General features: G+C 72.6%; 18 protein-coding genes. 11 read left to right on the top strand and 7 right to left on the bottom strand.

Features of this window, described 5'->3' with window-relative positions; genetic code table 11:
- Positions 1 to 115 precede the first annotated feature (115 nt).
- The 3 genes from LV78_RS01915 to LV78_RS01905 are packed head-to-tail and all read right to left on the bottom strand — an operon-like array spanning position 116 to position 2795.
- On the bottom strand, positions 116 to 1045 hold the full coding sequence (locus LV78_RS01915) for an ornithine cyclodeaminase family protein (RefSeq protein WP_253842829.1): 930 nt from the start codon (positions 1043 to 1045) through the stop codon (positions 116 to 118).
- The gene (locus LV78_RS01910; protein WP_253842828.1) at positions 1042 to 2136 is read right to left on the bottom strand and encodes an alanine racemase; all 1095 of its coding nucleotides are present in this window, start codon (positions 2134 to 2136) and stop codon (positions 1042 to 1044) included. The genes LV78_RS01915 and LV78_RS01910 overlap by 4 nt, the downstream gene beginning before the upstream one ends.
- Positions 2133 to 2795, bottom strand: coding sequence for a helix-turn-helix transcriptional regulator (locus tag LV78_RS01905; RefSeq protein WP_253842826.1), 663 nt, complete (start codon positions 2793 to 2795; stop codon positions 2133 to 2135). The genes LV78_RS01910 and LV78_RS01905 overlap by 4 nt, the downstream gene beginning before the upstream one ends.
- A 112-nt stretch (positions 2796 to 2907) precedes the next feature.
- Here LV78_RS01905 and LV78_RS01900 point away from each other — a divergent pair, with 112 nt between their 5' ends.
- Genes LV78_RS01900 through LV78_RS01890 form a run of 3 tightly spaced genes read left to right on the top strand, consistent with a single transcriptional unit; the run spans position 2908 to position 5932 of the window.
- Positions 2908 to 3996: an acyl-CoA dehydrogenase family protein gene (locus tag LV78_RS01900; protein WP_253842824.1), complete on the top strand. Its 1089-nt coding sequence runs from the start codon at positions 2908 to 2910 to the stop codon at positions 3994 to 3996.
- On the top strand, positions 3981 to 5264 hold the full coding sequence (locus LV78_RS01895) for a PIG-L family deacetylase (RefSeq protein WP_253842823.1): 1284 nt from the start codon (positions 3981 to 3983) through the stop codon (positions 5262 to 5264). Before LV78_RS01900 ends, LV78_RS01895 begins: the two co-directional genes overlap by 16 nt.
- A complete protein-coding gene (locus LV78_RS01890; RefSeq protein WP_253842821.1) occupies positions 5261 to 5932 on the top strand; it encodes a glycosyltransferase family 2 protein in 672 nt (223 codons plus the stop codon). The genes LV78_RS01895 and LV78_RS01890 overlap by 4 nt, the downstream gene beginning before the upstream one ends.
- Positions 5933 to 5936: 4 nt before the next feature.
- On the opposite strand, the gene LV78_RS01885 is transcribed toward LV78_RS01890, so the two are convergent.
- Positions 5937 to 6497, bottom strand: coding sequence for a GNAT family N-acetyltransferase (locus tag LV78_RS01885; protein ID WP_253842820.1), 561 nt, complete (start codon positions 6495 to 6497; stop codon positions 5937 to 5939).
- Positions 6498 to 6944: 447 nt separating this feature from the next.
- Positions 6945 to 7745, bottom strand: coding sequence for a pectate lyase (locus LV78_RS01880; protein WP_253842818.1), 801 nt, complete (start codon positions 7743 to 7745; stop codon positions 6945 to 6947).
- A 394-nt stretch (positions 7746 to 8139) separates the two neighbouring features.
- On the opposite strand from LV78_RS01880, the gene LV78_RS01875 reads away from it, so the two are divergent.
- The 7 genes from LV78_RS01875 (at position 8140) to LV78_RS01845 (ending at position 17443) form a co-directional block, all read left to right on the top strand.
- On the top strand, positions 8140 to 9066 hold the full coding sequence (locus LV78_RS01875; protein ID WP_253842816.1) for a carbohydrate ABC transporter permease: 927 nt from the start codon (positions 8140 to 8142) through the stop codon (positions 9064 to 9066).
- A gap of 49 nt (positions 9067 to 9115) precedes the next feature.
- A complete protein-coding gene (locus LV78_RS01870; RefSeq protein ID WP_253843225.1) occupies positions 9116 to 9925 on the top strand; it encodes a carbohydrate ABC transporter permease in 810 nt (269 codons plus the stop codon).
- 50 nt (positions 9926 to 9975) lie between these two features.
- On the top strand, positions 9976 to 11331 hold the full coding sequence (locus LV78_RS01865; protein ID WP_253842815.1) for an ABC transporter substrate-binding protein: 1356 nt from the start codon (positions 9976 to 9978) through the stop codon (positions 11329 to 11331).
- 84 nt (positions 11332 to 11415) lie between these two features.
- Positions 11416 to 12954, top strand: a complete 1539-nt coding sequence (locus LV78_RS01860) for an alpha-N-arabinofuranosidase (RefSeq protein WP_253842813.1) — start codon at positions 11416 to 11418, stop codon at positions 12952 to 12954.
- Positions 12947 to 14686 (top strand): glycoside hydrolase family 35 protein, encoded by a 1740-nt coding sequence (locus tag LV78_RS01855; protein ID WP_253842811.1) that lies wholly within the window; start codon positions 12947 to 12949, stop codon positions 14684 to 14686. The genes LV78_RS01860 and LV78_RS01855 overlap by 8 nt, the downstream gene beginning before the upstream one ends.
- Before the next feature lie 158 nt (positions 14687 to 14844).
- Positions 14845 to 15885 carry a LacI family DNA-binding transcriptional regulator gene (locus LV78_RS01850; protein WP_253842810.1) on the top strand — a complete coding sequence of 347 codons (1041 nt, stop codon included), beginning with the start codon at positions 14845 to 14847 and terminating at the stop codon, positions 15883 to 15885.
- A gap of 40 nt (positions 15886 to 15925) precedes the next feature.
- Positions 15926 to 17443 carry an SMI1/KNR4 family protein gene (locus LV78_RS01845; RefSeq protein WP_253842807.1) on the top strand — a complete coding sequence of 506 codons (1518 nt, stop codon included), beginning with the start codon at positions 15926 to 15928 and terminating at the stop codon, positions 17441 to 17443.
- A 375-nt stretch (positions 17444 to 17818) separates the two neighbouring features.
- On the opposite strand, the gene LV78_RS01840 is transcribed toward LV78_RS01845, so the two are convergent.
- Positions 17819 to 19090 (bottom strand): hypothetical protein, encoded by a 1272-nt coding sequence (locus LV78_RS01840; RefSeq protein ID WP_253842805.1) that lies wholly within the window; start codon positions 19088 to 19090, stop codon positions 17819 to 17821.
- Entirely contained in the window at positions 19083 to 19724 is a 642-nt protein-coding gene (locus LV78_RS01835) for an RNA polymerase sigma factor (RefSeq protein ID WP_253842803.1), read from the bottom strand. The genes LV78_RS01840 and LV78_RS01835 overlap by 8 nt, the downstream gene beginning before the upstream one ends.
- Before the next feature lie 251 nt (positions 19725 to 19975).
- Between LV78_RS01835 and LV78_RS01830 the strand changes: the two genes are divergently transcribed.
- Positions 19976 to 24097 carry a DUF8616 domain-containing protein gene (locus tag LV78_RS01830; RefSeq protein ID WP_253842801.1) on the top strand — a complete coding sequence of 1374 codons (4122 nt, stop codon included), beginning with the start codon at positions 19976 to 19978 and terminating at the stop codon, positions 24095 to 24097.
- The last annotated feature ends 12 nt before the right edge of the window (positions 24098 to 24109 follow it).

Here is a 24109-nt window from a genome sequence, read left to right as displayed (position 1 = left end):
TCAACGGGGGATTTCCTTCGGCGCAAAGGATTCAGGTAGGTGAAACGACGTCGAAGGAATTCAGCTCGACGCGGCGCGCGGGTGTGGTCGAACGGCGGCGAAACAGCCGCGTCGATCAGTTCCCGCCGCGCTCCCCGGCCCGGTCCGCCGCCAGCAGCGCCAGCGCCAGGTGCAGGTCCTGCACGGCCAGCCCCGAGCTGTCGAACACGGTGATCTCCTCCGCCGACCGCCTTCCCGGCGCCGCGCCCGACAGGACGTGGCCCAGCGCGGTCACCGGTGCCCCGGCCGGGGCGTGCTGGAGCTCGCCGACCTCCCCGGCCTGGGTCGGCAGGTCGCAGAACAGGGTCGCGGTCGCCAGCAGCTCGGGCGGGAGCTCCTGCTTGCCCCGCGCGTCCGAGCCCATGCTGGACACGTGCGCGCCGGGGCGCAGCCAGCGCGCGTCGAACAGCGGGGCGCGCGCGGTGGTCGCGGTGACCACGACGTCGCTGGCGCACGCCGACTCCGGGGTGTCCAGCTCGGCGGGCAGGCCCCTCGCGCGCAGCGCCGACACGAACTCCTCGCCTCCGCCGCGCGCCACCACCGCGATCCGCTCCAGCCGCCGGACCCGCGCCACCGCCACGCACTCGTGCAGCGCCTGGTGGCCCGCGCCGAAGATCGCCAGCGTGCGGGAGTCCGCGCGGGACAGGGCTTCCACGGCCACCGCGTCCGCCGCCGCCGTGCGCAGGGCGTTCGCTGCGCCCGCCTCCACCACGGCGGCCAACCGGCCGGTTCCGCCGTCCAGCAGCAGGATCGTCGAGCTGTGCCTCGGGACGTCCGCGTTGCCCGGCCAGTACGTGCCGACCTTCACGCCCGCGACCTCCGGCGTGGACGCGGACTTCACCGTGAAGCGGTTCGCCCGCTCGTGCGCGTGGGCGACCACCACCGGGAACGTCGTGGCGCCCCCGTCCACGGCCGCCAGCAGCGCCGCCCGCGCCGCCCCGAACGCCAGCTCCGGGGTCGCCAGCTCGGCGCTCCGCTCCTCCGCCAGCACCCGCACCGCGCTCACCACCCGTTCACCCGCGTCCACACCTCGGGCGCCCGCCCGCCGCCGACCACGTGGTACTCCCCGTGCTGGGCCGCCGTGGCGCAGGCGTGCACGGGCAGCACGCGCAACCTCGTGCCGACCGGGAAGTCCGGCAGCTCGCGGGCGCTGCCCTCGCGCATCCCCAGCACCCCGTGCTCCTGGGACGCGCCCACCATCAGCAGGTCCTCGACCACCCCGCCGTCCTCCAGCGCCACCACGCCGTACCCCTGGTCCACCGCCTGCACCCCGGTGCCCCGGTCGCGGGAGGTCGCCATCCAGCCGCCGTCGGTCATGATCCAGCCGCGCTCACGGCGGTGCCCGATCACGGTGACCACCACCGACAGCGCCAGGTCCGCCAGCCCGCACACGCCGACGCCCGCCATGACCAGGTCGAAGAACGCGTAGTTCCCCGCCCTGACCTCCGTGACGCCGGTCAGGTCGCGCGCGGCGTGCGCGGTCGGGGTCGAGCCGACGCTCACCACCGGGCAGGCGAACCCGTTGGCCCGCAAGGACTCCGCGACCCGGACGGCGGTGGCGCGCTCGTGCTCGGCTGCCTGCGCCAGCGCCTCGGGGGTGTACCGGAAGTACGACTCGCCCGCGTGGGTCAGCACCCCGCGCAGCAGGTCGTCACCGAGCGCGGCGGCGATCTCCAGCACCGCCGGTGAGTCCGGCAGCACCCCGCCCCGGTGACCGTCGCAGTCCACCTCCAGCAGCGCCGGAACCCCGCGCGCCGCAACGGCTTCCGCCTGCTCGACGCTGTCCAGCAGCACCACCAGGTCCACGCCGCGCTCGCGCAGCGCGCACACCCGGTCCAGTTTGGACGGTGCGATCCCGACCGCGTACAGCACGTCGTCGTACCCGGCGTCGGCGAACACCTCGGCCTCGCGCAGCGTCGACACCGTGATCGGCCCCGGCGCGCCGCCGTGCAGGACCTCCGCCACGCGGGGGGACTTCGAGGTCTTCACGTGCGGGCGCAGCGCGGACCCCAGCGCGGTGATCCTGGCGCGCAACCGGTCGGCGTTGCGCCGCAGGACCTCGCGGTCCAGGCGCAGGTGCGGGGTGGGCGGCGTCATGCGGTGGGCTCCTTCCCGGAGTCGGTGGTCCTGCGGCACTCGGCGAGGTCCGCGTAGAGGGAGGCGCGGGACACGCCCAGCCGCGCGGCGACCTTCGGGGCCGCTCCGCGCAGCCGGAACACGCCCCTGCGGTCCAGCGCCGCGATCAGCGGCAGCCGGTCGGCCCTCGGCAGCGCGGCCGGGTCACCGGGGGTCTCGGCGCGGATCACCGCGTCCAGCACCTGCTCGACGTCGTCGGTGAACGTCGTGGGCATGGGCTGCGCGGTCCCGCCGAGCAGGTCGCTGAGCAGGTCGCCGACCTGCTGGAGCGCGGTGGCGTCCAGGTTCACGCACAGCGCGCCGAACACCCGGCCGCGCGCGTCGCGCAGCGGCAGCGTGGACGACTTCACCAGGCGACCGGACGGGGTGCGGGTGAGCTGGCCCACGATCGGCTCGGCGTCGTCGCCGCGCGCCAGCACGGACAGCCCGATCTCGCTCATCGCGCCGCCCACGTGGCGGCCGGTCACCTCGCCCGCCACCGCCACCACCGAGTGCTCGGGGACGCGGTAGTCGTGCAGCACCACCTCGCAGGACCGGCCGAACGTGGCGGCCAGTCCGGGCAGCACGAACTTGAGCGCGGTCAGGATCGCGTCGGCGCTCGGATCGGGTTCAGGTGTCATGGGATGGAATGTAGACGATGTGTCCTACTTCTGGACAGAGTGTCCAACAGTAGGGTGGTGGCGGTCACACGCACTTCGTGTTTGAACCGGTCGGCGAGAGGTATCTGCGGTCATGCCCGACCACCGCACGGCCGCCTCGGTCGTCCACTCCCTGCGCGAACTCCTGGAACTGGGCGCGCTCGACCTCCCCCAGCCGGGGCAGGGCTCGACCGCCGTCCGCTGGGAGGCGCTGGCCGCGCTCGGGCGGCGGGACCTGGCGCTCGCCCGGCTCGCCGAGGGCCACGTCGACGCGGTGGCGATCCTGCGCGAGGCGGGCGAGGACGTCCTGCCCGGCCTCCACGGCGTGTGGGCGTCCAAGGCGGGCGGCACGGGCGCGGTGCTGAAGAACGGCGCGCTGACCGGGACCACGCGGTTCTGCTCCGGCGCGCACGGGCTCGACCGGGCACTGGTCGTCGCGGCGCGCGAGGACGGCGACGTCCTGGTCGACGTGGACCTGACCGACCCGCGCGTGCTGCGGGACGGCGATTCCTGGCGCGCCATCGGGATGGACGCCTCGGACAGCGCCGACGTCACCTTCGACGGCGTGCCCGCCACGCGCGTCGTCGGACCCGCGGGCTTCTACACCGGCCGACCCGGTTTCCTCTGGGGCGGCGGGGGAGTCGCGGCGGTGTGGCACGGCGGGAGCGCCGGGCTGGTCGAGCGGCTGGTCCGGCACCTGCGCTCCTCGGCGCGGGTGGACGAGCACCGCCTGGCGCACCTGGGCGCCCTGCACACCGCGCTGCGCGGGACCGCCGCGCTGCTGCGCGCCACGGCGGACGGCATCGACGCCAGGCCCGACGCCGACCCCGCGATCGCGGTGCACGCGCTGCGCGCCAGCGCCGAGCGCACCGCCTGGACGGTCATGGACCTGCTGCCGCGCGCCACCGGACCCGGACCGCTGTCCTGGGACCGGGGCTTCGCGCAGGCGCTGGCGGACCTCCAGCTGTACGTGCGGCAGCACCACGCCGAGCGGGACCTCGCGGAACTGGGTCGGCTCGTGCTCGAGGCGAGGCGCGCGGACGGGGACCGCGTCGCCGGGGGAGCCGGGGGTGGCGCCACGGGAGCGGCGGCCACCCCCGGCGACGGGGGAATCGCTGCCGCAGGAGGAAGTCCTTCCCAGGTCGACGGCGTCGGACAGGAGCGCGCGTGGGCGAGAGCGTGACCCCGGAGCACGAGTGGGCGCGGTTCCTGCCCACCCTCGCGCTGCCCCCGCTCGACCTGGGCGAGCCGCGCGTGGCGGTGGTCGTCGCGGCCCACCCCGACGACGAGACGCTCGGGGCCAGCGGGGTGGTGCAGCGGCTGCACGCCGGTGGCGCGCGGGTGCGGCTGGTCGTGGCCAGCGACGGCGAGGCGGCGTTCCCCGCGCTGGACGCGGCCGGACGCGCCGAGCTGGGCGCGCGGCGCAGGCGGGAGATGGTCGCCGCGCTGGAGGCCCAGGGCCTGACCGGCGTCGAACCGCACTGGTTGGGGCTGCCCGACTCCGGGCTCGCCGACGTCGAACCGGAGCTGGTCGAGCGCCTGCGCGAGCTGACCCGCGACGCCGACGTCGTGCTCCTGCCCTGGCCGCACGACCCCCACCCCGACCACGCCGCCGTCGGCAGGGCCGCGCTCGCCGCCGCGCCCGCCCGCGCGCACCGGTGGTCCTACCCGATCTGGATGTGGCACTGGATGGGCGTCGACTCCGCCCTGCCCTGGCAGCTCGCCTCGGCGCACCGGCTCACGCCGCAGGAGCGCGAGCGCAAGTCGTCGGGCCTCAAGGCCTTCACCTCCCAGCTGGAACCCGGCCCGCACGGTGAGGAGCCGATCGTGGACTCGTCGATGCTCACCCACTTCGACCGCGAGGACGAGGTGCTCTTCCGCGAGCCGCGCACGGCCAGCGCGCCGCTGACCCGGTTCACCGAGCTGTACCGGGGGAGCGCGGACCCCTGGGACACCGCGGGTTCCCGGTACGAGAAGGACAAGCGCGCCGCCCTGCTGGCCGCGCTGCCCCGCGAGCGGTACCGGCACGCGCTGGAACCCGCCTGCGGCGCGGGCGAGCTGACCCGCGAGCTGCTGGCCCGGTGCGATCGGGTCACCGCGTTCGACCCGGTGCCCAGGGCGGTGCGGCGGGCGCTGGCCACCGCGCGCGGGGCGCGGGTGCTGCACGGCGCGCTGCCGGGGTCGGTGCCGAACGAGCGGGTGGACCTGGTGGTGCTGAGCGAGATCCTCTACTACCTGGGCGACGACGACCTGGACGCGAGCCTGGACCGGTTGCTCGGCCTGCTGGAGCCCGGCGGCGACCTGGTGGCGGTGCACTGGCGGCACTGGGCCCCCGAGGCGCCCCGCGACGGCGAGGCCGCGCACCGGGTGCTGCTGGCGCGGCCGGAGCTGGAGCCGGTGGTGGAGCGGGTGGAGCGGGACTACGTCCTGCACGCGCTGCGCCGACGATGATCGACGCGGTCGGGGTGGTGGTGCCCGCGCGCGACGAGGCGGGCACGGTCGGCGAGGCGGTGCGCGCGGCGCTGCGGGCGCTGGAGGCGTGCCCGGTGCGGTCGGTGGTGTGCGTGGTGGCCGACCGGTGCCTGGACGACACGGCCGAGCGCGCCCGCGCGGCGGGCGCGGTCGTGCTGGAGCAGCGCGCGGAGCTGGCGCTCGGGCAGGTGCGCGACCTCGGCGCGCGGCACGTGCTCGGGCTGCTCGGCGGGGACCCGGCGCGGACGTGGCTGCTGGGCAGCGACGCGGACAGCGTCGTCGGACCGGACTGGGTGGCGCGGCACCTGGCGCGCGCGGCGGACGGCGCCGACGTGGTGACCGGGCCGGTCGAGGTGGTGGGCCTGGAGGCGGAGCTGTCCCGGCGCTACCGGGGTTTCGTCGCGCGCGAGACCAGGCCGACCGTGCACGGCGCCGACTTCGGGGTGCGGGCAAGCGCTTTCCTGGCCGTCGGTGGCTACCGCGCGCTGGACAGCGGCGAGGACCGGGACCTGTGGTGGCGCCTGGTGTCCGCCGGTTTCCGGGCGGCGGGCCAGACCGACGTGGTGGTCCGCACCAGCGGCCGGGTGGTCGGCCGGGCGCGCGGCGGCGTGGCCGACCTGCTGGCGGACCTGGCCGAGGCCGACTGACCCCCTACCGCCCGCCGCTCCACCCGGCGCGGGTCAGCTCGTACTCGACCTCACCGTGCTCGGACCCCGCGATCGGGTCCGGCCACTCCCCGGTGAACGCCCGCAGGAACACCAGCCCCGACTTCTCCATCACCCGCCGGGACCCGCTGTTGACCGCCATGGTGTTCGCGGTGACCCGCTCCACGCCCAGCTCGGCGAACCCCTTGTCGATCAGCGCCCGCGCCCCCTCGGTCGCGTACCCCCGCCCCCAGGCCGACCTGCGCAACCGGTACCCCAGCTCCACGACGGCGGGCGAGTCCTCGACGAGCGGCCGGAACTCGAACCACCCCAGGAACTCCCCGCTGCCGAGCACCTCGGCCGCCCAGTAACCGCGCGTGCCCAGGCACGGGTGGACGTGCAGCAACCTGGGCAGGACCCGCTCGCGCACCACGTCCGGGCTGGTGGGCAGCCCGCCGTTGATGAACCGCATGACGTCGGGGTCTGAGTCGAGCGCTCGCAGGTTCTCGGCGTCGTCCGGGGTGAACGGGCGCAGGCGCAGTCGAGCGGTCTCCAGGAAGGCGGTCACGGGGCCCGATGCTGCCGGGCCACCGTATCCGCCGCAAACGCTTTGGGGCGCCGCTGAGCCACCTCCACGACATCCGCCCCGTCCGCCGTCGTGCGCCGCGACCAGCTCACCGCCTGCCCGCCGACCGCGCTCCGCCGTCCTCGTGCGGCAGGCGCCTCGTCACGACGCGCCTCCAGCGCGGAAGGGAGGCGTCCCGAGGACTTCCTTCCGCCCCCGCCCCGGACGTCCAACCCCCGCCCCGAGGCCCGAACGACCCTTGACGCGCACCCGGAACGCACCCGAACCACACCCGTCGCACACCACCTGAACGGCCGTTGCCAAAGCGCAACAATCTGCGCTAGGCGTCCCGTGCGCGTGACCCCGGTCACCCTGCGCAACCGTTGCCCGCACAGCGAAAAGCGCCGGACACCCCGCCCTGTCGCGGGATGTCCGGCGCTTTGCCGGGAACTACTTGTAGGTCACGTCCGAGGTCGAGTACTGGCAGTGCTTGCCGTCCGGCCCGCTGCCCGTCTTCTTCGGCTCGCCCTTGGTCGTCCCGGTGTACTTGTCGCACACCGAGAGCTTCTTCTTCGAGTCGCCGACCACGGTCAGCTTCGTGATCTTCGCGGTGTCGCCGTAATTGGTGTTGATGCCCACCATCGACTTGCCCGGAGCGTAAGCGGTGACGTTCTCGATGATCACGTTCCGCTTGTACTGGGTCTTGCAGTTGCCGCACGAGCGGTAGAGCTTCCCGAAGTCGTCGACCTGGAAGTTCTTGATGTGCACCGTGCCCGGCCCGTTGTGCTGGAACACCTTGTCCGAGGCCTTGCGGGCCCCGCCGCCGTTCACGGTCATCTTCTGCGACGACTTCGACCCCTTGAGGGTGGCCGCGTCCTCGCCGACGTCCTCCCACCACACGTTGTTCAGCGTGCAAGTTCCCAGGCAGTGGACGCCGTCGGCGGCCGGGGAGCCGATCACCACGTTCGACAGCGTGGCCCCGTCGGAGAGCACGAACAACGGGTCCTGGCCCTCCTTCTGGTTGTCACCCCCGAGCTTCCCGCTGCCGTAGTAGCGCTTCATCCCGCCGTCGAGCGACTTGCCGACCTCGATGGTCTTCGACACCGGCTGCGGCGTTCCCTTGGCGCTCGGGAAAGTGCTTCCCGCGGCCTGCGCGGTCGACGGCGTCGCCGCGTTCACCACGCCGACCACCGCCACCGCGGCCAGCGCCGCGAGAGCGAGGTGGAACGTCTTCCTGGATCTGGTGCGCACTGCGCTCCTCCCGAGTGGGACGGGTTACGGCGACGAAAACTACGAACCTCCGCAGGAATTGTCAACGATCTTGGCAGTAATCCACGACATAAGGGTGGGATGCAGGCCGGAGAGCGTTCCCCTAATTGGTTCGGACAAGTTAGGGGGGTACGTGCTGAATCGATCAACGGTTCAACCGGAAAATTCCACCGTGAATGGCCGGCCGTTGACGGGCCGCCGCTCCGCGTGGTCCGCGCGCCGCGCCCGTGCGAGGGGCCGGTCGGAGCACCCGGTGCGCCCGAACGTCTCAGAACGGTGTCTGGACACGCGACGGCCCAGGGGTTACGGTCCCGGCAAATGTTTGCGTAAACATCCCGCGTGACCTCAGGGTTCGCGGCGGACCAACGGGGGGACGATGACGTCCACGTCGGTACCGGCCGTCGTACGGCCGGCACGCCGAGCGCGTTCGCAGCAGCGACGCACGCACCGCTTCGGATGGGTGTTCGTGGCGCCGTTCCTGCTGGTGTTCGCACTGGCCTTCCTCGCGCCGATCGGATACGCGATCGGGCTGAGCCTCTTCCGCGAGCAGGCCTTCTTCGGCGGCAGCACCTTCGTCGGGTTCGACAACTACGTCCAGGTCCTCGGCGACGCCAAGTTCTGGGAGTCGTTCGCCAGGGTCTCGGTGTTCCTGGTCGTGCAGGTGCCGATCATGCTGCTGCTCGCGCTCGTCGCGGCGCTGGCGATCGACAGCGCCCGGCTGCACGCGGCGGGCTTCTTCCGCATCGTGATCTTCCTGCCGTACGCGGTGCCCGCGGTCGTGGCCACCCTCATCTGGGGCTACATCTACGGCGACACGTTCGGCCTGGCCGCCGACATCAACGGCCTGCTCGGCAGCAAGACGCTGGTGCCGCTCTCCGGCGACTGGGTGCTGTTCTCCATCGGCAACATCGTCACCTGGGAGTTCATCGGCTACAACATGCTGATCTTCTACTCGGCGCTGAAGATCATCCCGAAGGACCTGTACGAGGCTGCGGCGATCGACGGCGCGGGCACGTTCCGCACCATCACGAGCGTCAAGCTCCCGGCGCTGCGCGGTTCCATCGTGGTCGCGACGATCTTCTCGATCATCGGCAGCTTCCAGCTGTTCAACGAGCCCAACATCCTGCGCCCGTTGACGCCCAACGCGATCAGCACCTACTACACGCCGAACATGTACGCCTACAACCTGTCCTTCAACGGCCAGCAGTACAACTACTCCGCCACCGTGGCCATCCTGATGGGCGTCATCACCACCGTGATCGCGCTGATCGTGCAGCTGCGCGGCTCGCGCAAGGGAGCGTGAGACCACCGTGTTGAACCCCAAGCGCAAGTCGGTGCTGCTCACCGGCGTCATGGCGATCTTCGTGCTGTACTCGCTGGTGCCGCTGGCCTGGCTGATCATCAGCGCGACGAAGAGCCAGCCGGACCTCTACACCTCGTCCGGCCTGTGGTTCGGCGACTCGTTCTCGCTGTTCGACAACATCAAGCAGACCTTCACGTACAACGACGGGATCTTCCTGCGCTGGCTGGGAAACACCCTGCTGTACGTGGTGGTCGGCGCGGGCGGCGCGACGCTGCTGTCCACCGCCGCGGGCTACGGCCTGGCCAAGTACCGCTTCCGCGGTCGCTCGGTGGTGTTCGCCATCGTGCTCGGCGCGATCGCCATCCCCGGCACCGCGCTCGCCGTCCCGACCTTCCTGCTGTTCAGCGAGCTGGGCCTGACCAACACCCCCTGGGCGATCATCATCCCGTCCCTGGTCAGCCCGTTCGGCCTCTACCTCATCTGGACCTACGCGGTGGACGCGATCCCGGAGGAGCTGATGGAGGCGGCCCGCCTGGACGGCGCGAGCGAGGTGCGCATCTTCTTCTCGGTGACGCTGCGCCTGCTCGCCCCCGGCATCGTCACGGTCGCGCTGTTCGCGGTCGTGGCGACCTGGAACAACTACTTCCTCCCCCTGATCATGCTCAGCGAGCCGGACTGGTACCCGCTGACCGTTGGTCTGAACCAGTGGAACGCCGCCTCCGTCGGCGCGGGCGCCCAGCCCGTCCAGCACCTCGTGATCACCGGCGCGCTGATCACGATCATCCCCCTCGTTGCGGCCTTCCTCTTCATGCAGAGGTTCTGGCAGTCCGGCCTGAGCGCGGGCAGCGTCAAGCAGTAACCCCCGAGCGGTACCCGAGTCTCCCAATGAAGCGAGAGGACAACCCCCCGATGTCTACCACCAGCCGCCGCGCGCGGGTGGCCGTGGCGATGGCCGCCGCGCTCACCACCGCGCTCACCGCCTGCTCCTCGGGCAACGACGCCGCCGGGAACCAGCCCGCGGGCATGACCGGCACCGCTGACGCCGTCGACGCCGCCCTGAAGGCCGGTGGCGAGATCACCTACTGGAGCTGGACCCCTTCGGCGCAGGCGCAGGTCGACGCCTTCATGAAGGAGTACCCGCAGGTCAAGGTGAACTACGTCAACGCGGGCACCAACAAGGACCAGTACACCAAGCTGCAGAACGCGATCAAGGCCGGTTCGGGCGCGCCCGACGTGGCCCAGGTCGAGTACCAGGCCCTCCCGCAGTTCGCGATGACCGACTCGCTGCTCGACCTCGGGCAGTTCGGCTTCAACGACTACGAGAAGGACTACACCGCCTCCACCTGGAACTCGGTGAAGGTCGGCGGCGGCCTGTTCGGCCTGCCGCAGGACTCGGGCCCCATGGCGATGTTCTACAACAAGGAGGTGTTCGACCAGTACCAGATCCAGGTCCCCAAGACCTGGGACGAGTACGTCGCCGCCGCCGAGAAGCTGAACGCCGCGGACCCCACCAAGTTCATCACCGCCGACTCCGGTGACGCGGGCTTCGCCACCAGCATGGTGTGGCAGGCCGGTGGCAAGCCGTTCACCGTCGACGGCACCAACGTCAAGGTGAACCTGCAGGACGAGGGCGCCAAGAAGTGGACCGAGACCTGGAACAAGCTGGTCTCCAAGAAGCTCACCGCGCCCACCATCACCGGCTGGTCCGACGAGTGGTACCGGGGCCTCGGCAACGGCAGCATCGTCACGATGATCAACGGCGCCTGGATGCCCGGCATCCTGGAGTCCTCCGTGCCTGACGGCAAGGGCAAGTGGGCCGTGGCCCCGATGCCGACCTACGACGGCAAGCCCGCGACCGCCGAGAACGGCGGCGGCGGCCAGTCCGTCATCAAGCAGAGCGCCAACCCCGCGCTCGCGGCGGGCTTCGTGCGCTGGCTGAACCACGAGCAGGGCGGCATCGACAAGTTCATCGAGTTCGGCGGCTTCCCGGCCACCACCAAGGAGCTCGAGTCGGACGCGTTCCTGAACGCCGAGTCCGAGTACTTCGGCGGCCAGAAGATCAACCAGGTCCTGTCGCAGGCGGGCAAGGACGTCGTCAAGGGCTGGCAGTACCTGCCGTTCCAGCTGTACGCCAACAGCATCTTCAACGACAACGCGGGCAGCGCCTACGCCAACGCCACCGACCTCAACGCGGGTCTGACCTCGTGGCAGAACGCGATCGTCGAGTACGGCAACCAGCAGGGCTTCACCGTCACCACCGGCTGACACCGCTGACGCGGGGAGGTCGGGACCGCGTCCCGACCTCCCCGCGAGCACCACGGACCCCGCCAGGACAGGAGACCGGACCACATGGTCGTCAGCATCGACGCGGACGTCACCGACGCCATCGGGGCGGTGCCGCGCAGGCTCTTCGGCTCGTTCGTCGAGCACATGGGACGCGCGGTGCACACCGGCGTCCACGAGCCCGGCCACCCCGAGTCCGACGAGTCGGGGCTGCGCGGGGACGTCCTGGAGCTGGTCCGCGAGCTCGGCCCCACCGTGGTCCGCTACCCCGGCGGCAACTTCGTCTCCGGCTACCGCTGGGAGGACGGCACCGGCCCGGTCGAGGACCGCCCCACCCGCTTCGACCCGGCGTGGCACACGCTGGAGAGCAACGCCTTCGGCCTGCACGAGTTCGTGGACTGGGCGCGCAAGGCCGACGTCGAGCCCATGTACGCGGTCAACCTCGGCACCAGGGGGATCCAGGAAGCGGCCGACGTCCTGGAGTACTGCAACCTCCCCGGCGGCACCGCGCTCAGCGACCGCCGCCGCGCCAACGGCGCGGAGCAGCCCTTCGGCATCACGCTCTGGTGCCTGGGCAACGAGATGGACGGCCCCTGGCAGATCGGCCACAAGACCGCCGACGAGTACGGCCGCCTCGCCGCCGAGACCGCCCGCCTGATGCGCATGATCGACCCGCGCGTCGAGCTGGTCGTCGCCGGTTCCTCCAACGAGGAGATGCCCACCTTCGGCGAGTGGGAGCGCACCGTCCTCGCGCACACCGCCGCGCTGGTCGACCACATCTCCGTGCACGCCTACTACCAGGAGTTCGACGGCGACGCCGACAGCTACCTGGGCAGCTCGGTCGCCTTCGACCGCTACCTGCGCCGCACCGCCGCCATCATCGACGGCGCCCTCGCGGAACTGGGGCTGGACAAGAAGATCGGCATCAGCGTCGACGAGTGGAACGCCTGGGACCAGCGGCACTGGAACGAGGTCGAGCAGCCCGCGCTGCGCGCCCAGCCGCCCGCGCACCACCCGCGCGTCATCGAGGACACCTACACCGTCACCGACGCGGTCGTCGTCGGCACCCTCCTGAACTCCTTGCTGCGCAACGTGGACCGGGTCTCCATGGCGAACCTGGCGCAGCTGGTCAACGTCATCGCGCCCATCCGCAGCGAGCCCGGCGGCCCGGCGTGGCGGCAGACCACGTTCCACCCCTTCAGCCTCACCGCGGCGCACGCGACCGGCACGAGCCTCAAGCTCGCCGTCGACGGCAGCCCGCGCATCGACACCGCCCTGCACGGCCCCGTCGACCAGGTCGACGCCTCGGCGACGTACGACGCCGAGACCGGTCAGGGCGCGGTGTTCCTGGTCAACCGCTCCACCACCGAGCCCGTCGAGGTGTCGGTGCGGCTGCGCGGAGCCGCTCTGCGGCTGACCGACGCCCGCACCGTGACGATCCCGCCCGGCGGCGACCGGCACACCGCCAACACCGAGCACTCCCAGCCAGTCGCACCCACCGCGCTGGACGGCGCGACCGCGACGGCGTCCGAGGAAGGAACGACACTGTCCGCCACCCTGTCCCCGCTGTCCTGGTCCGTGCTCGTGGTGACCGACCATGGCTGAGTTCACCATCGGGGAGCACGACTTCCTGCTCGACGGCGAGCCGCACCGCGTCCTCGCGGGCGCCCTCCACTACTTCCGCGTCCACCCCGACCTGTGGGCCGACCGGATCGAGAAGGCCCGCCTCATGGGCCTGAACACCATCGAGACCTACACGCCGTGGAACCTCCACGAGCCGGTCGAGGGCGCCTACGACTTCACCGGGATGCTCGACCTGGAGCGCTTCCTGCGCCTGGTCGCGGACGCCGGGATGCACGCGATCGTCCGCCCCGGCCCGTACATCTGCGCCGAGTGGGACAACGGCGGCCTGCCCGCGTGGCTCTACCGCGACCCCGAGGTCGGCGTGCGCCGCAGCGAGCCCCGCTACCTGGGCGCCGTCAGCGCGTACCTGCGCCGCGTCTACGACGTGGTCACCCCGCTGCAGATCGACCGCGGCGGCCCGGTCGTGCTGGTGCAGATCGAGAACGAGTACGGCGCCTACGGCTCCGACAAGTTCTACCTGCGCCACCTGGTCGACCTGACCCGCGAGTGCGGCATCACCGTGCCGCTGACGACCGTGGACCAGCCGACCGACGAGATGCTGTCGCAGGGCAGCCTGGACTGCCTGCACCGCACCGGTTCCTTCGGCTCGCGCGCCGCCGAGCGCCTGGAGACCCTGCGCCGCCACCAGCCCACCGGGCCGCTGATGTGCTCGGAGTTCTGGGACGGCTGGTTCGACCACTGGGGCGACCGGCACCACACCACCTCCGCCGAGGACAGCGCCGCCGAGCTGGACGCGCTGCTCGCGGCGGGCGCGTCGGTGAACGTCTACATGTTCCACGGCGGCACCAACTTCGGCCTCACCAGCGGCGCCAACGACAAGGGCGTCTACCAGCCGACGATCACCTCGTACGACTACGACGCCCCGCTCGACGAGGCGGGCAACCCGACGGCGAAGTACCACGCGTTCCGCGAGGTCATCGCCCGCTACGCGCCCGTCCCCGACGAGGTGCCGCCGCCCGCGAAGCCCGCGCCGGAGTTCAGCGTCGAGCTGGACGCGGGCGCGTACGCCCTCAAGGCCCCCGAGTCGTGGGGGACCTGGGAGCGGCACGAGGCGCTGCCCGAGCTGGACGAGCTGGAGTCCATGCCCCGCATGGCCCTCTACCGGACCACCGTGGACAGCGACGTGCCCGCGACGCTGGTGCTGGGCGAGGTCCGCGACCGCGTGTCGGTGTTCCTGGACGGCCAGCCGGTCGGAACCCTGCTGCGGCAGAACCACGAGCGCGCCCTCGGCCTGGACAAGGCCAGCGGCGAGCTGGTGCTGCTGGTCGAGGACATGGGCCGGGTCAACTACGGCCCGCGCCTCGGCGAGGCCAAGGGCGTCATCGGCGGCGCGACCCTGAACGGGAAGCCGCTGACCGGCTGGGACGTCCTGCCGATCGCGCTGGACACCCCGCCCGACGCGGCCCCCACGCCGGACGGCGGCGCGGGCCCGGTGCTGCGGCGCGCCCGGTTCGACCTGGACGAGCCCGCCGACCTGTTCCTCGACACCCTGGACTGGGGCAAGGGGATCGCCTGGGTCAACGGGTTCTGCCTCGGCCGCTACTGGTCCCTGGGGCCGCAGCGCACGCTGTACGTGCCCGCGCCGGTGCTCCGCGCCGGTGGCAACGAGTTGGCGGTGCTGGAGACGGCCACCGCAGCGACCACCGTCGCGCACTTCAGGTCGGGCCCCGAACTGGGCCACACGGAGGCGTGACGGACCGCCCCGCGCACCGCCCCTCGGTGCGCGGGGCTTCCCAAACCCGCCCCGGTTTCGACCGAACTCGGGAACCGACAACGATGTCACGCGTCGGAACGGGGGAGGACCGGGCGCGGTGCCGCGCGGGTCAGTGCCGACCCTGGGGAGGAGCAGGCGTGAGTGCGAACCGCAGGACCCCGCTGGAGCCGGGAGCGCGCCGCCGCGTCTCCATGGCCGACGTCGCCAGGCTCGCGGGGGTGTCCGCGCAGACCGTCTCCCGCGTCGCGAACGGCCACGCGAGCGTCGTCGGCAGCACCCGCGAGCAGGTCCTCACCGCCATGCGGGAACTGGGCTACCGCCCCAACAGCGCCGCGCGGGCGCTGAAGTACGGCGAGTTCCGCACCATCGGCGTCATCCTGTTCACCCTGGCCACGGTCGGCAACAGCCGCACCCTGGAGGCGATCGTCGCGCACTCGGCCGCCGAGGGCTACGCGATCACGCTCATCCCGGTCGCGGTGCCCACCCAGGACGGCGTGCTGGGCGCGTTCACCAGGCTCGACGAGCTGGCCGTCGACGCGGTCATCGTGATCATGGAAGTGCACCTGCTCGACGCCGCGACCGTGACCCTGCCGCCGGGCGTGCAGGTGATCGTCGTGGACTCGAACGGCGGCGACCGCTACAACGTGGTCGACACCGACCAGGCGCACGGCGCCGGACTGGCCACCAGACACCTGATCGACCTGGGCCACCGCACCGTCTGGCACGTCGCGGGCCCCGAGGAGTCCTTCGCGGCGGAGCGCCGGGCGCAGACGTGGCGCGAGACCTTGGAGGAGGCGGGCCTGCCGGTGCCGCCGCTGCGCAGGGGCGACTGGTCGGCGGAGTCGGGCTACCGGATCGGCCTCGAACTGGCCGACGAACCCGGCTGCACGGCGGTGTTCGCCGCGAACGACCAGATGGCGCTGGGCCTGCTGCGGGCGTTCCACGCCAAGGGCAAGGTGGTGCCGCGCGACGTGAGCATCGTCGGCTTCGACGACCTCCCCGACGCGACCTCCTACATCCCGCCGCTGACCACGGTGCACCAGGACTTCACCGAGGTGGGCAGGCGCTGCGTGGAACGGGTCCTGCGCCAGGTCAGGCACGAGCCGCAGGAGGTCGGCACGAGCCTGGTGCCGACGTGGCTGGTGCACCGCGAGAGCACCGCGCCGCCACCGGCCTGAGCCGCTGCGCTCGTCGCGGGCCGGGGGGACACTGCCCGGCATGGCTGAACGCAGCGAGGAGCCGTCCGCCGGGCTGGTGCGCGCGCTGGTCCGCGACTTCCCCGACGTGTCCGGGACCTGGCAGGTGCTGCTCGCGAGCGGGAACCTCTCCCACCGCCCCGCGCGGCCCGGCCTGGCGTTCGCGCCCGACCACCGCGAGCTGGCGCAGGCGCTGGAGACCGCGCTGCGCCCCCGTGGCGAGAAGCGGTGGCTGCTCCTCCGGGTCGTCCTGGACGGCGCGGGCGGCTGGGTGTTCAGCCACACCTTCGTGCCGTCCCCCGGCGTCCCCCCGATCTTCGTCCTGGACCCCGCTTTCCGCCCCGTGGGCAACCCCGCGCCGGGGATGCCCAGGCCTCCGGCCGCTGCCCCCGATCCCCGCCCCACCGATCCCGAGGTGCTGGAGCGGATCCGGGGGCTGGTGGCCGAGGCCGCCGCCTGCCACCGCGCGATGACCGGTGAGGACGCGGTCTTCGGCGAACCGCGCACCGAGGCGGACCTGGTCGCCGCGGAGCAGCGGATGGGCCTGCGCCTGCCCGACGACGTCCGCGCCCTCCACCTGGTCATCGGCAGCGACCCGAACGCCCCCGGAATCCTCGGCAACTACGCGCTGCACCCCCTGGAGCGGACCGTCGAGGGATACCTGTGGGGTGAACCCGGCTGCTGGGACTACATCCAGGAGTACCTGTTCGACGACCACGTCCTCCCGGAGCCGGAACCGCTGGGCGCGGTCCGCACGCTGACGCGCGACGACTGGTGGGTCGTGATCGCGTCCGACAGCGGCGGCCACGAGTGCGCGGTCGACCTCGATCCCGGCCCGCTCGGCCACCACGGCCAGCTCCTCTCGCACGGCCGGGGATCGGACGGCGTCGAGCTGATCGCCGAGTCCGCGACCGCCCTGCTGACCACCACCGTCGAGACCCACCGCCGGGGCGAGGAGATGAGCTACCCGTACAACCGGTCGCCGGAGCACTGGTGGTTCGGCAAGCCGGGAGGCGACCTGGCGACCCGCGTCGCCGCCCTGCCCCACCCCGAGCTGATCCAGGGCCTCTACCTCAACGACGCGCCCGAACTGGACCTGACCCCGCTGCGCGCCCTGCCGAACCTGCGCGAGTTGCACGTCGTCCGCTGCGCGGGCCCGGTCCGCCTGTGGGTGCCGGAGCACGTGGCGTCGCTGACCGTGGACGCCCCGGAGGCCGACCTGGCCGTCCTGGCGGGTCATCCCGCGCTGTGGGACCTGTCCCTGCGCGGCCTGCCGGTCCGGGTGGCGGACCTGCCCGCGCTGCCGGAACTGCTGTTCCTGGACCTCTCGGGAGCCGACGTGGTCGACGTGGAGTCGTTGGGGGAGCTGGACGTCCGGGCGCTGACCCTGAGCGCCGCCCAGTGGGCCCGACTGCGCGCCGCCGACACCCTGCCACCCCGCCTGGCCGCCGCCCGCATCGGTGGACCGCAGGCGCTCCAGGACGTGCTCGACTGGACGAACTGGTTGACCTCGCGGAAGGACGCCGCGTTCCCGGCCTAGCGCTCCGGGGTGCGGGGGCGGGCTTTCCCGACCTGTTCTGTCCACTGTGGACGAATGCGCCGCGAAGCCCGCCACCCGGCTCGTGCGCTCGCTGGTGCTCGACCACCCCGGCGTGCGCGAGACCTGGCAGCTCGTGCTGTCCGAAGGCGTGTGGCGCTTCCGGAGCCGCCTCCCCGACGGCCCGCCCCCTGGCCCCCGCCCCCCGCGCCCCTGCTCGCCGCGCACCGAGGCGCAGCCGGCCGACGCCGAGCGGCGCACGAGCCGGACCCCGCCACCGCGCCTGGCTACCCCCCCGCCTCACCGGCAGCCAGACGATCGGGACCGCCCTCGACCGGACCGCCTGGCCGCCCGCCTCCCGCTGAGCGCCGCGCGGAACTACATCGGCGGCACCGCCACGCGCCCGACCTCCCGCCCGTCCGCGTCGCGCGTGACCAGCTCCGCGCTCGACGCGCCCCGCTCGTCCACCGCCAGCAGCTCGCTCACCAGCACGAACGACCCGCCCTCCAGCACACCCGAGACCGGAGGCGCGTTCGGCGTCACCAGCTCCACGCTCGTCACCCGCCCGTCCAGCACGAGCCCCGCCAGCGCCCGCGACGTGGACGAGGTCTGCACCAGCCCGGACTCCGGGTTCAGCTCGGAGGTGAAGCTGTGGAACACCGTCACCCCGACCAGCCCGCCACCGTGCACCCGCCCAGGGCCGGGGTTCTGCTCCTCCACCAGCGGCTCGTGCGTGAGGGGCGCGTCGTCCGGCGCGCACACCGCGAGCAGGTCGCCCATCCGGGCGACCTGCACCGACTCGCCCGCGCGCACCGGCACGTCCGGCCCGGCCATCCAGAACTCCGGGTCCACGAGCGGCGCCCGCCCGTTCCGGCAGGTCCACGGCGCGCCCGTGCCCGTGCCCGCGTCCGCCAGCAGCCGCCGCTCCGCCACGGCCGGGGGCGTCAGCGGCTGCTCGACCTGGAGCTCCGCCGAGTCGCGCACCTCGTACTGGGCCACCAGCCCGCTCCCCGGACGGAACTCGGCGGGCGCCAGGAAGATCCGCCCCGCCCGCGCCGGGTAGGCCGACCGCTGCCCGTCGAACAGCCCGAACGGCCGCTCGTCGGCGTCGGTGAACCCGGCGATCGTGCCGTTGGCGGTGGTGAACGCGACCGCCAGCTCGCCCGGATCGGCGACCGGTCCGGTCCAGCTGGTCGACCTCGGCGTGCGCTCGCAGAACAGCACCCCGGCGGGCGTGTCGTAGACGGTCACCACGACCCCGAGGTGCTGCCCGGTGACCAGCCTCGTCCACCCCTCGACCGGGGGAATCCCTTCCCCTTCCGGGCGACAAACGGGTTCATCGCTCGACGGCCCCGTCTCCACCCGGTAGTGCTTGGTGTTGTCCGGCATCAGCAACTCCTGGACCGGGGACGGCGGCTCGCTGGAGCCGGCCGTCCCGAGGTCGGTGCGCAGTTCACCGACCAAGGCCCCCGCGAGTCCCGCGCCGACCAGCGCGAGCGCACCCACCACGGCCGCAGCCGCAGGCACCCGGCGCGGCGATTCCGCCATGCCCTCGCGCAACCGCAGCAGCGCCGCGTCGCGCGTCGCGTCGGGCAGCCGCCGCTCCGGCGGGGCGAACTCGGCGTCGTGCTCGGTCCCGTGCTCAGCCACGGTCGTCCTCCTCGGTCAGGTCGCGCAGACGGGCGCGGGCGCGGGCGACGCGGGAGCGCACGCTCGCCTCGGTGATGCGCAGCAGCTGCGCGGCGTCGGCCGTGCCCACCCCGCCGAGCAGGCACAACCGGGCGATCTCGCGCTCGGAGCGGGGCAGCCGGTCGACCGCGGCCACCACCCGGCGCAGCCGGTCCTCGGCGGCGCCCGCGTCGGCCACCCGCTCGGCGTGGTCGTGCTGGGGCGCGGGCGGTCCGACCAGGCGCAGCACCTGGCGCAGCCGCGAGCCGGAGCGGTGCTCGGTGCGCACCAGGTTCGCGGTCACGGTGTACAGCCAGGGCAGCGCGGAGTCGCGGGTCAGCACCACCTTGGCGCGCGAGCGCCAGGCGGCGAGGAAGACCTGCGAGAGCAGGTCGTCGGCCGCCGTCCACGAGGCGGTGAGCCGGTGCGCGTGGTTCCACACGGCCTCGGCGTGCCGCTCGAACAGCGCCGTGAACGCGGCGCGCGCGGCCTCGGTCGGCTCGTGCGCGGCGCGCCGCCACAGCTCGGCGTCGCTCTCCCACGCCGTTCCGGCGCTGTCGGGTGGTCCCGCGCCGTCCACCACCCCTGAGGTTCGTCTGCGGGTTCTGGTCGTCACACCTGGCTTGAGTGTCCAGGTGGGGGCTGTGCTGCGCTGTAGCGCTGTGACGTGGCGCACACTCTCTCGTGCGACGTTCCTTGTCCTCCCTGACCGTGAATTTCCGGCGTCTTTTGACGAAACGCGGTTGCCCTGCCCCCTTTTGGGTCAAAATCGTGCCGCACGTTCGGGTGACGCACGTCGGAGTGGTGACCGACGCGGCCCGACGGCGACCGAGGGGGCGGTTGGCTGTGGCTGGCGAGAATCCGTTGGTGGCGCAGGCTCCGGCCGAGCCGGACGGGTTGTTCAACGCGGGGACCGGCGACAACGGGTGGGCCACGGGCATCTCGTTGGCCGAGTCGGCGATGGACACCTACAAGGGCTTCGCCGAGGGCAACTGGATCGAGGCCGGGCTGGGCACGGTGGGCCTGGTGGCGGACGCGGCGTCGCTGGCGGTGGACCCGTTCGGGACGCTGCTGTCGTCGGCGGCGTCGTTCCTGATGGAGCACATGCAGCCGCTCAAGCAGATGCTGGACTGGCTCGCGGGGAACCCGCCGGTGATCGACTCGTACTCGCAGACGTGGAACAACGTCGCGGAGGAGTTGAAGGCGGTGGCGGCCGACTACGCGTCGGCGGTCGCCACGGGCACCGAGGGCTGGACCGGTCCGGCGGCCGAGGCCTACCACCGCAGCGCGGCCGAGCACGGCGACGCGCTGTCGGGCGCGGCGTCGGCGGCGGGCGCGGTCGGCACGGTGGTCGGGTTGATGGGCATGGTGGTGGCGTTCGTGCGCGAGTTCGTGCGCGACCTGATCGCCGACCTGGTGGGCAAGCTGATCGCCTGGGTGTTGGAGGCGGTGTTCTCCCTGGGGTTCGGGACGCCGGTGATCGTGGCGCAGGCGATCACGGCGATCTCGAAGTGGGGTGCGCGGATCGCGGAGATCGTGCAGAAGTTGCTGAACACCATCAAGAAGGTCTCGCCGATGATCGCGAGGCTGGTGGAGGTGTTCGAGAAGATCGCCAAGGTGGTCGGCAAGATCGCCGGCAAGGTGACCGGGTTGGACGTGCTGCACCCGAGCAGCGTGATCCCCGGCGGTTTCGTGCGGCGTGGCGGTGGGGGAGGGGTGGACCTGCCGGGCGGGAGCACTCCCGGCGGCCGGGGCGACGGTCCCGATGCTCCGGGTTCTGACGCCCCTGGTTCCCCTGATTCCCCCGCGACCCCTGACGGTCCCGGCGCGGACACCCCGGACTCCGCCCGCCCGACCACGAACACCCCCGACGCCGACACCCCTGACACCAACACCCCGCGCACCGACACGTCCGCTGCCGACACGCCGGGCACCGCACCACGCGGCACAACCCCGGAATCGGGCGCCCCAAGCCGCACCACCCAACCCGACGGCGGAACCACCCCGTCGCCGTCGAGCCGTCCCGCCGCGGACACCACGACCTCCTCGCACGCCCCGGTGGACACCCCGACGTCCGCGCCCCGCCGGGACGTCGGCGACCCGATGCCCAGCACCCCACGCCCCAGCCGTGATCCCGACCTGCCCGCAGGCAACACCCCGTCCGGCACGCCCGGCCACCCGAACACCCCCAACGGCGGCGGAACCACCCCGCGCCCCGACGTCCCGTCCCCCACGCCACGGGGTCAGACCACGACGTCCTCCTCGACCCCGGACGCCCCGCCCCGCCCGACCCATCCCGCTGCCCCGCAGCACACCCAGCCCGCTCAGCCGCAGATCCCGACCCAGCCCACCCACGCGGGCGGCACCCCCTCGTCGTCGGGCGGCGGCACCCCGAACACCGCCCCGTCCGGCGCCCCGCGCCAGGGCGGCCCAGGCTGGACGGGCACGCCGGGTCAACGCGGCGACCTGAACTCGGGCGTCCCGACCAACCGCACCCCGGACCCCGCCCGCCCCTCGAACCACACCCCGGGCCACACCGGGACGAGCAACGCAACCCCCGCCCACACCCCGTCCCCGCACACCCCCACCACCCAGCCACACGGCACGCCGGGCACCCCGCACTCCCCGAACACCCCCGGCCACAACACCACCCCGAGCGCGAACACCCCGAACCACAGCCCCACCCCGAGCGGCACCCCGCACCCCACCCGTCCCACCGCCCCAACCCCGGACGGCGCCCGCCCACGCGCGGCAGAACCGTGGACCCCACCCCGCCAGGACGCCCCACACCGCACCCCGGACGCAGGCCGCCCAGACCCCTCGCGCCCGGACGCAGGCCGCCCGGACGCACCCCACCCCGCCCAGAACCGCCCCGACGCGCATCACCCGGACCCGAATCGCCCTGACGCGCCCGACAACGGCGTCCAGCCCCACCACGACACCCCGCCCATCGACGAGGCCCACGCCCGCCACGGCGAAACCACCCCGTCGGGCGTCTCCCACCACCGAGGCGACCCGACCATGGGCGACCTCCCCCACCGGGTCCCGGCGGACCCGCGCTACTTCACCGCCGACGTCCACATCACCCCGGACGGCCGAGCAAGAATCGGCCCGCACACCTACACCCCCGAGCAGTACGGCGACCTCCTGCGCCGCACCGGCTGGGACGGCCGCACCCCCATCCGCCTCATCGGCTGCGACGCGGGCTCCAACACCTTCGCCGACCGCCTGGCCCGCCACACCAACGCCGACGTCCTGGCCCCCACCAAACCCGCCTGGACCGACAACGCGGGCCGCGTCTACACCAGCGACGCCGAGGTGGGCCCGGACGGCACCCGCCGCCCCCGCATCCCCCCGAACGGCGAGTGGAACACCCACCGCCCCGACGGCACCACCACCCGCGCAGGCGACGACGGCTACGTCCCCGGCACCCGCGACACCGACCGCGCCGACCACACCGACGCCGACGATGCCCGCGATCGTGCGATGCCCCGCAAGCCGGTGAACGACTCAGAGCACCACGAGCGCACGCCGCAGAGGCAGGCTGTCTGGGATCCTCCGACGCAGCGCAACGGTGAGCCGCTGCCTGAGGTGCCGTTGTCCGTCGCCCCTGACGCCAGAGTGGCTGACCTGAACGGCAGGCCGCCGCTCGAACCCAATTCGCGCATGGTCGTCACAGACACCGACGGCAACCCGCGTGGCATTTACTACACCGATAGCGGCCGGAACATCACCCACATCGAAACGAATGCGTCCAACTCCGGATTCGGGAAGGACCCCTTCACGGCACCGGTCAACCCTGATCTGTCGAATTTGAAACCGGGCACGGTTTACCGGGTCGAGCTCGGCCACAACGCCGCGCAGACGTTCGAAATTCCGTCGTCAAGGGAACGGGAAGTTCCCTCCGGTCCGGCGCCTGATGCGACGGTCCCGGAGCCGCGAGATCAAGCGCCCTCCACAGCGTCCCAGAGCTACCCGCCGCAGCGCTTCGAAGGATTCGACAGCGGCGACTACCCGCCTGCGGTCGAGTGGAATCCGCCCGGTGACCAGGACGGCAACTACCGCATGGCCGAACCCGTCCGGGGCTACGACACCAGGCAGGACGGGCCGTTCTCACTCACGGATACGCCGCCGAGAGAGCCGAACACGCGTTACGACGTGTACGACCCGGATGGCAAGTGGCACGGTACGTTCTACACGGATGAGAACGGCCGATTCTCGCATGTGCACACATGGTCGGGAAACCGGGAGAAGGGCTTCAACCCGGAGTTGGGCACTGCTGCCACGTGGAAGGGCAACCTCGACGTTCCACGTCCTGAGACCACCTACGCGGTGGGGCCCAGGAACTTGGAGAGGCACCATTACGACCCGAGGGAACCCCGTCAGTTGTACCGGACTGACGAGCACGGGGACACCATCGCCGCCAGCGGCAGGCCCGAGTATCCGCCTGCGGGCACAAACGCCCCGACGCACTGGGGGCCTCGACGCGGGTTTGATTCAGATGGCCGGCTGCAGACGGACGTGGGGCAGATCGCCACAGGCGGTAAGAACTCGGCGGGCCAGTGGGTGCAGGGTGACTACAACCGTCCGAGTTGGACGCCTGAAACGCGCCCGCTGTTCCGGTTCGCAGGTGGCCACATCATCGCCTTCGAAGCGGGCGGTCCTGGAGAGCGGATCAACCACGTGCCGCAGTGGGCGTACGAGAACAGCGGTTGGGAGGTGGAGGGGCGACCGAAGAGCGAGACCTGGCGTGGTATGGAGGAAGATCTCGCCAGCATGGGGGCGACACCCGGTGTGACGGTTGACCGGTTCGACTTCTGGGCGGAACGCCAAACAGCGGACGTCCGCACCCCGGACGTGCTGCACGCCAGGTGGACGCTGTCCACGGAGTCCCCAGCCCTGAACCGCACTGAGGGGAGATCGTTCAACAATGTCCCAAGGCCAGCCAGGAACCCCCACTTCATCCCACCGGTCCCAGGAGGGTCCTGAGCGGGATGAGCG

The organism is Actinosynnema pretiosum, from assembly GCF_024171695.1.
GTDB classification, from domain to species: Bacteria; Actinomycetota; Actinomycetes; order Mycobacteriales; family Pseudonocardiaceae; genus Actinosynnema; species Actinosynnema pretiosum.
This window is presented reverse-complemented; position numbering and strand designations above follow the sequence as displayed.

Coding starts and splice junctions, on each gene's coding strand:
- LV78_RS01910 (WP_253842828.1), bottom strand. CDS start 2,136: ATGACGCCGCCCACCCCGCACCTGCGCCTGGACCGCGAGGTCCTGCGG.
- LV78_RS01905 (WP_253842826.1), bottom strand. CDS start 2,795: ATGACACCTGAACCCGATCCGAGCGCCGACGCGATCCTGACCGCGCTC.
- LV78_RS01900 (WP_253842824.1), top strand. CDS start 2,908: ATGCCCGACCACCGCACGGCCGCCTCGGTCGTCCACTCCCTGCGCGAA.
- LV78_RS01890 (WP_253842821.1), top strand. CDS start 5,261: ATGATCGACGCGGTCGGGGTGGTGGTGCCCGCGCGCGACGAGGCGGGC.
- LV78_RS01875 (WP_253842816.1), top strand. CDS start 8,140: ATGACGTCCACGTCGGTACCGGCCGTCGTACGGCCGGCACGCCGAGCG.
- LV78_RS01870 (WP_253843225.1), top strand. CDS start 9,116: ATGGCGATCTTCGTGCTGTACTCGCTGGTGCCGCTGGCCTGGCTGATC.
- LV78_RS01865 (WP_253842815.1), top strand. CDS start 9,976: ATGTCTACCACCAGCCGCCGCGCGCGGGTGGCCGTGGCGATGGCCGCC.
- LV78_RS01860 (WP_253842813.1), top strand. CDS start 11,416: ATGGTCGTCAGCATCGACGCGGACGTCACCGACGCCATCGGGGCGGTG.
- LV78_RS01855 (WP_253842811.1), top strand. CDS start 12,947: ATGGCTGAGTTCACCATCGGGGAGCACGACTTCCTGCTCGACGGCGAG.
- LV78_RS01845 (WP_253842807.1), top strand. CDS start 15,926: ATGGCTGAACGCAGCGAGGAGCCGTCCGCCGGGCTGGTGCGCGCGCTG.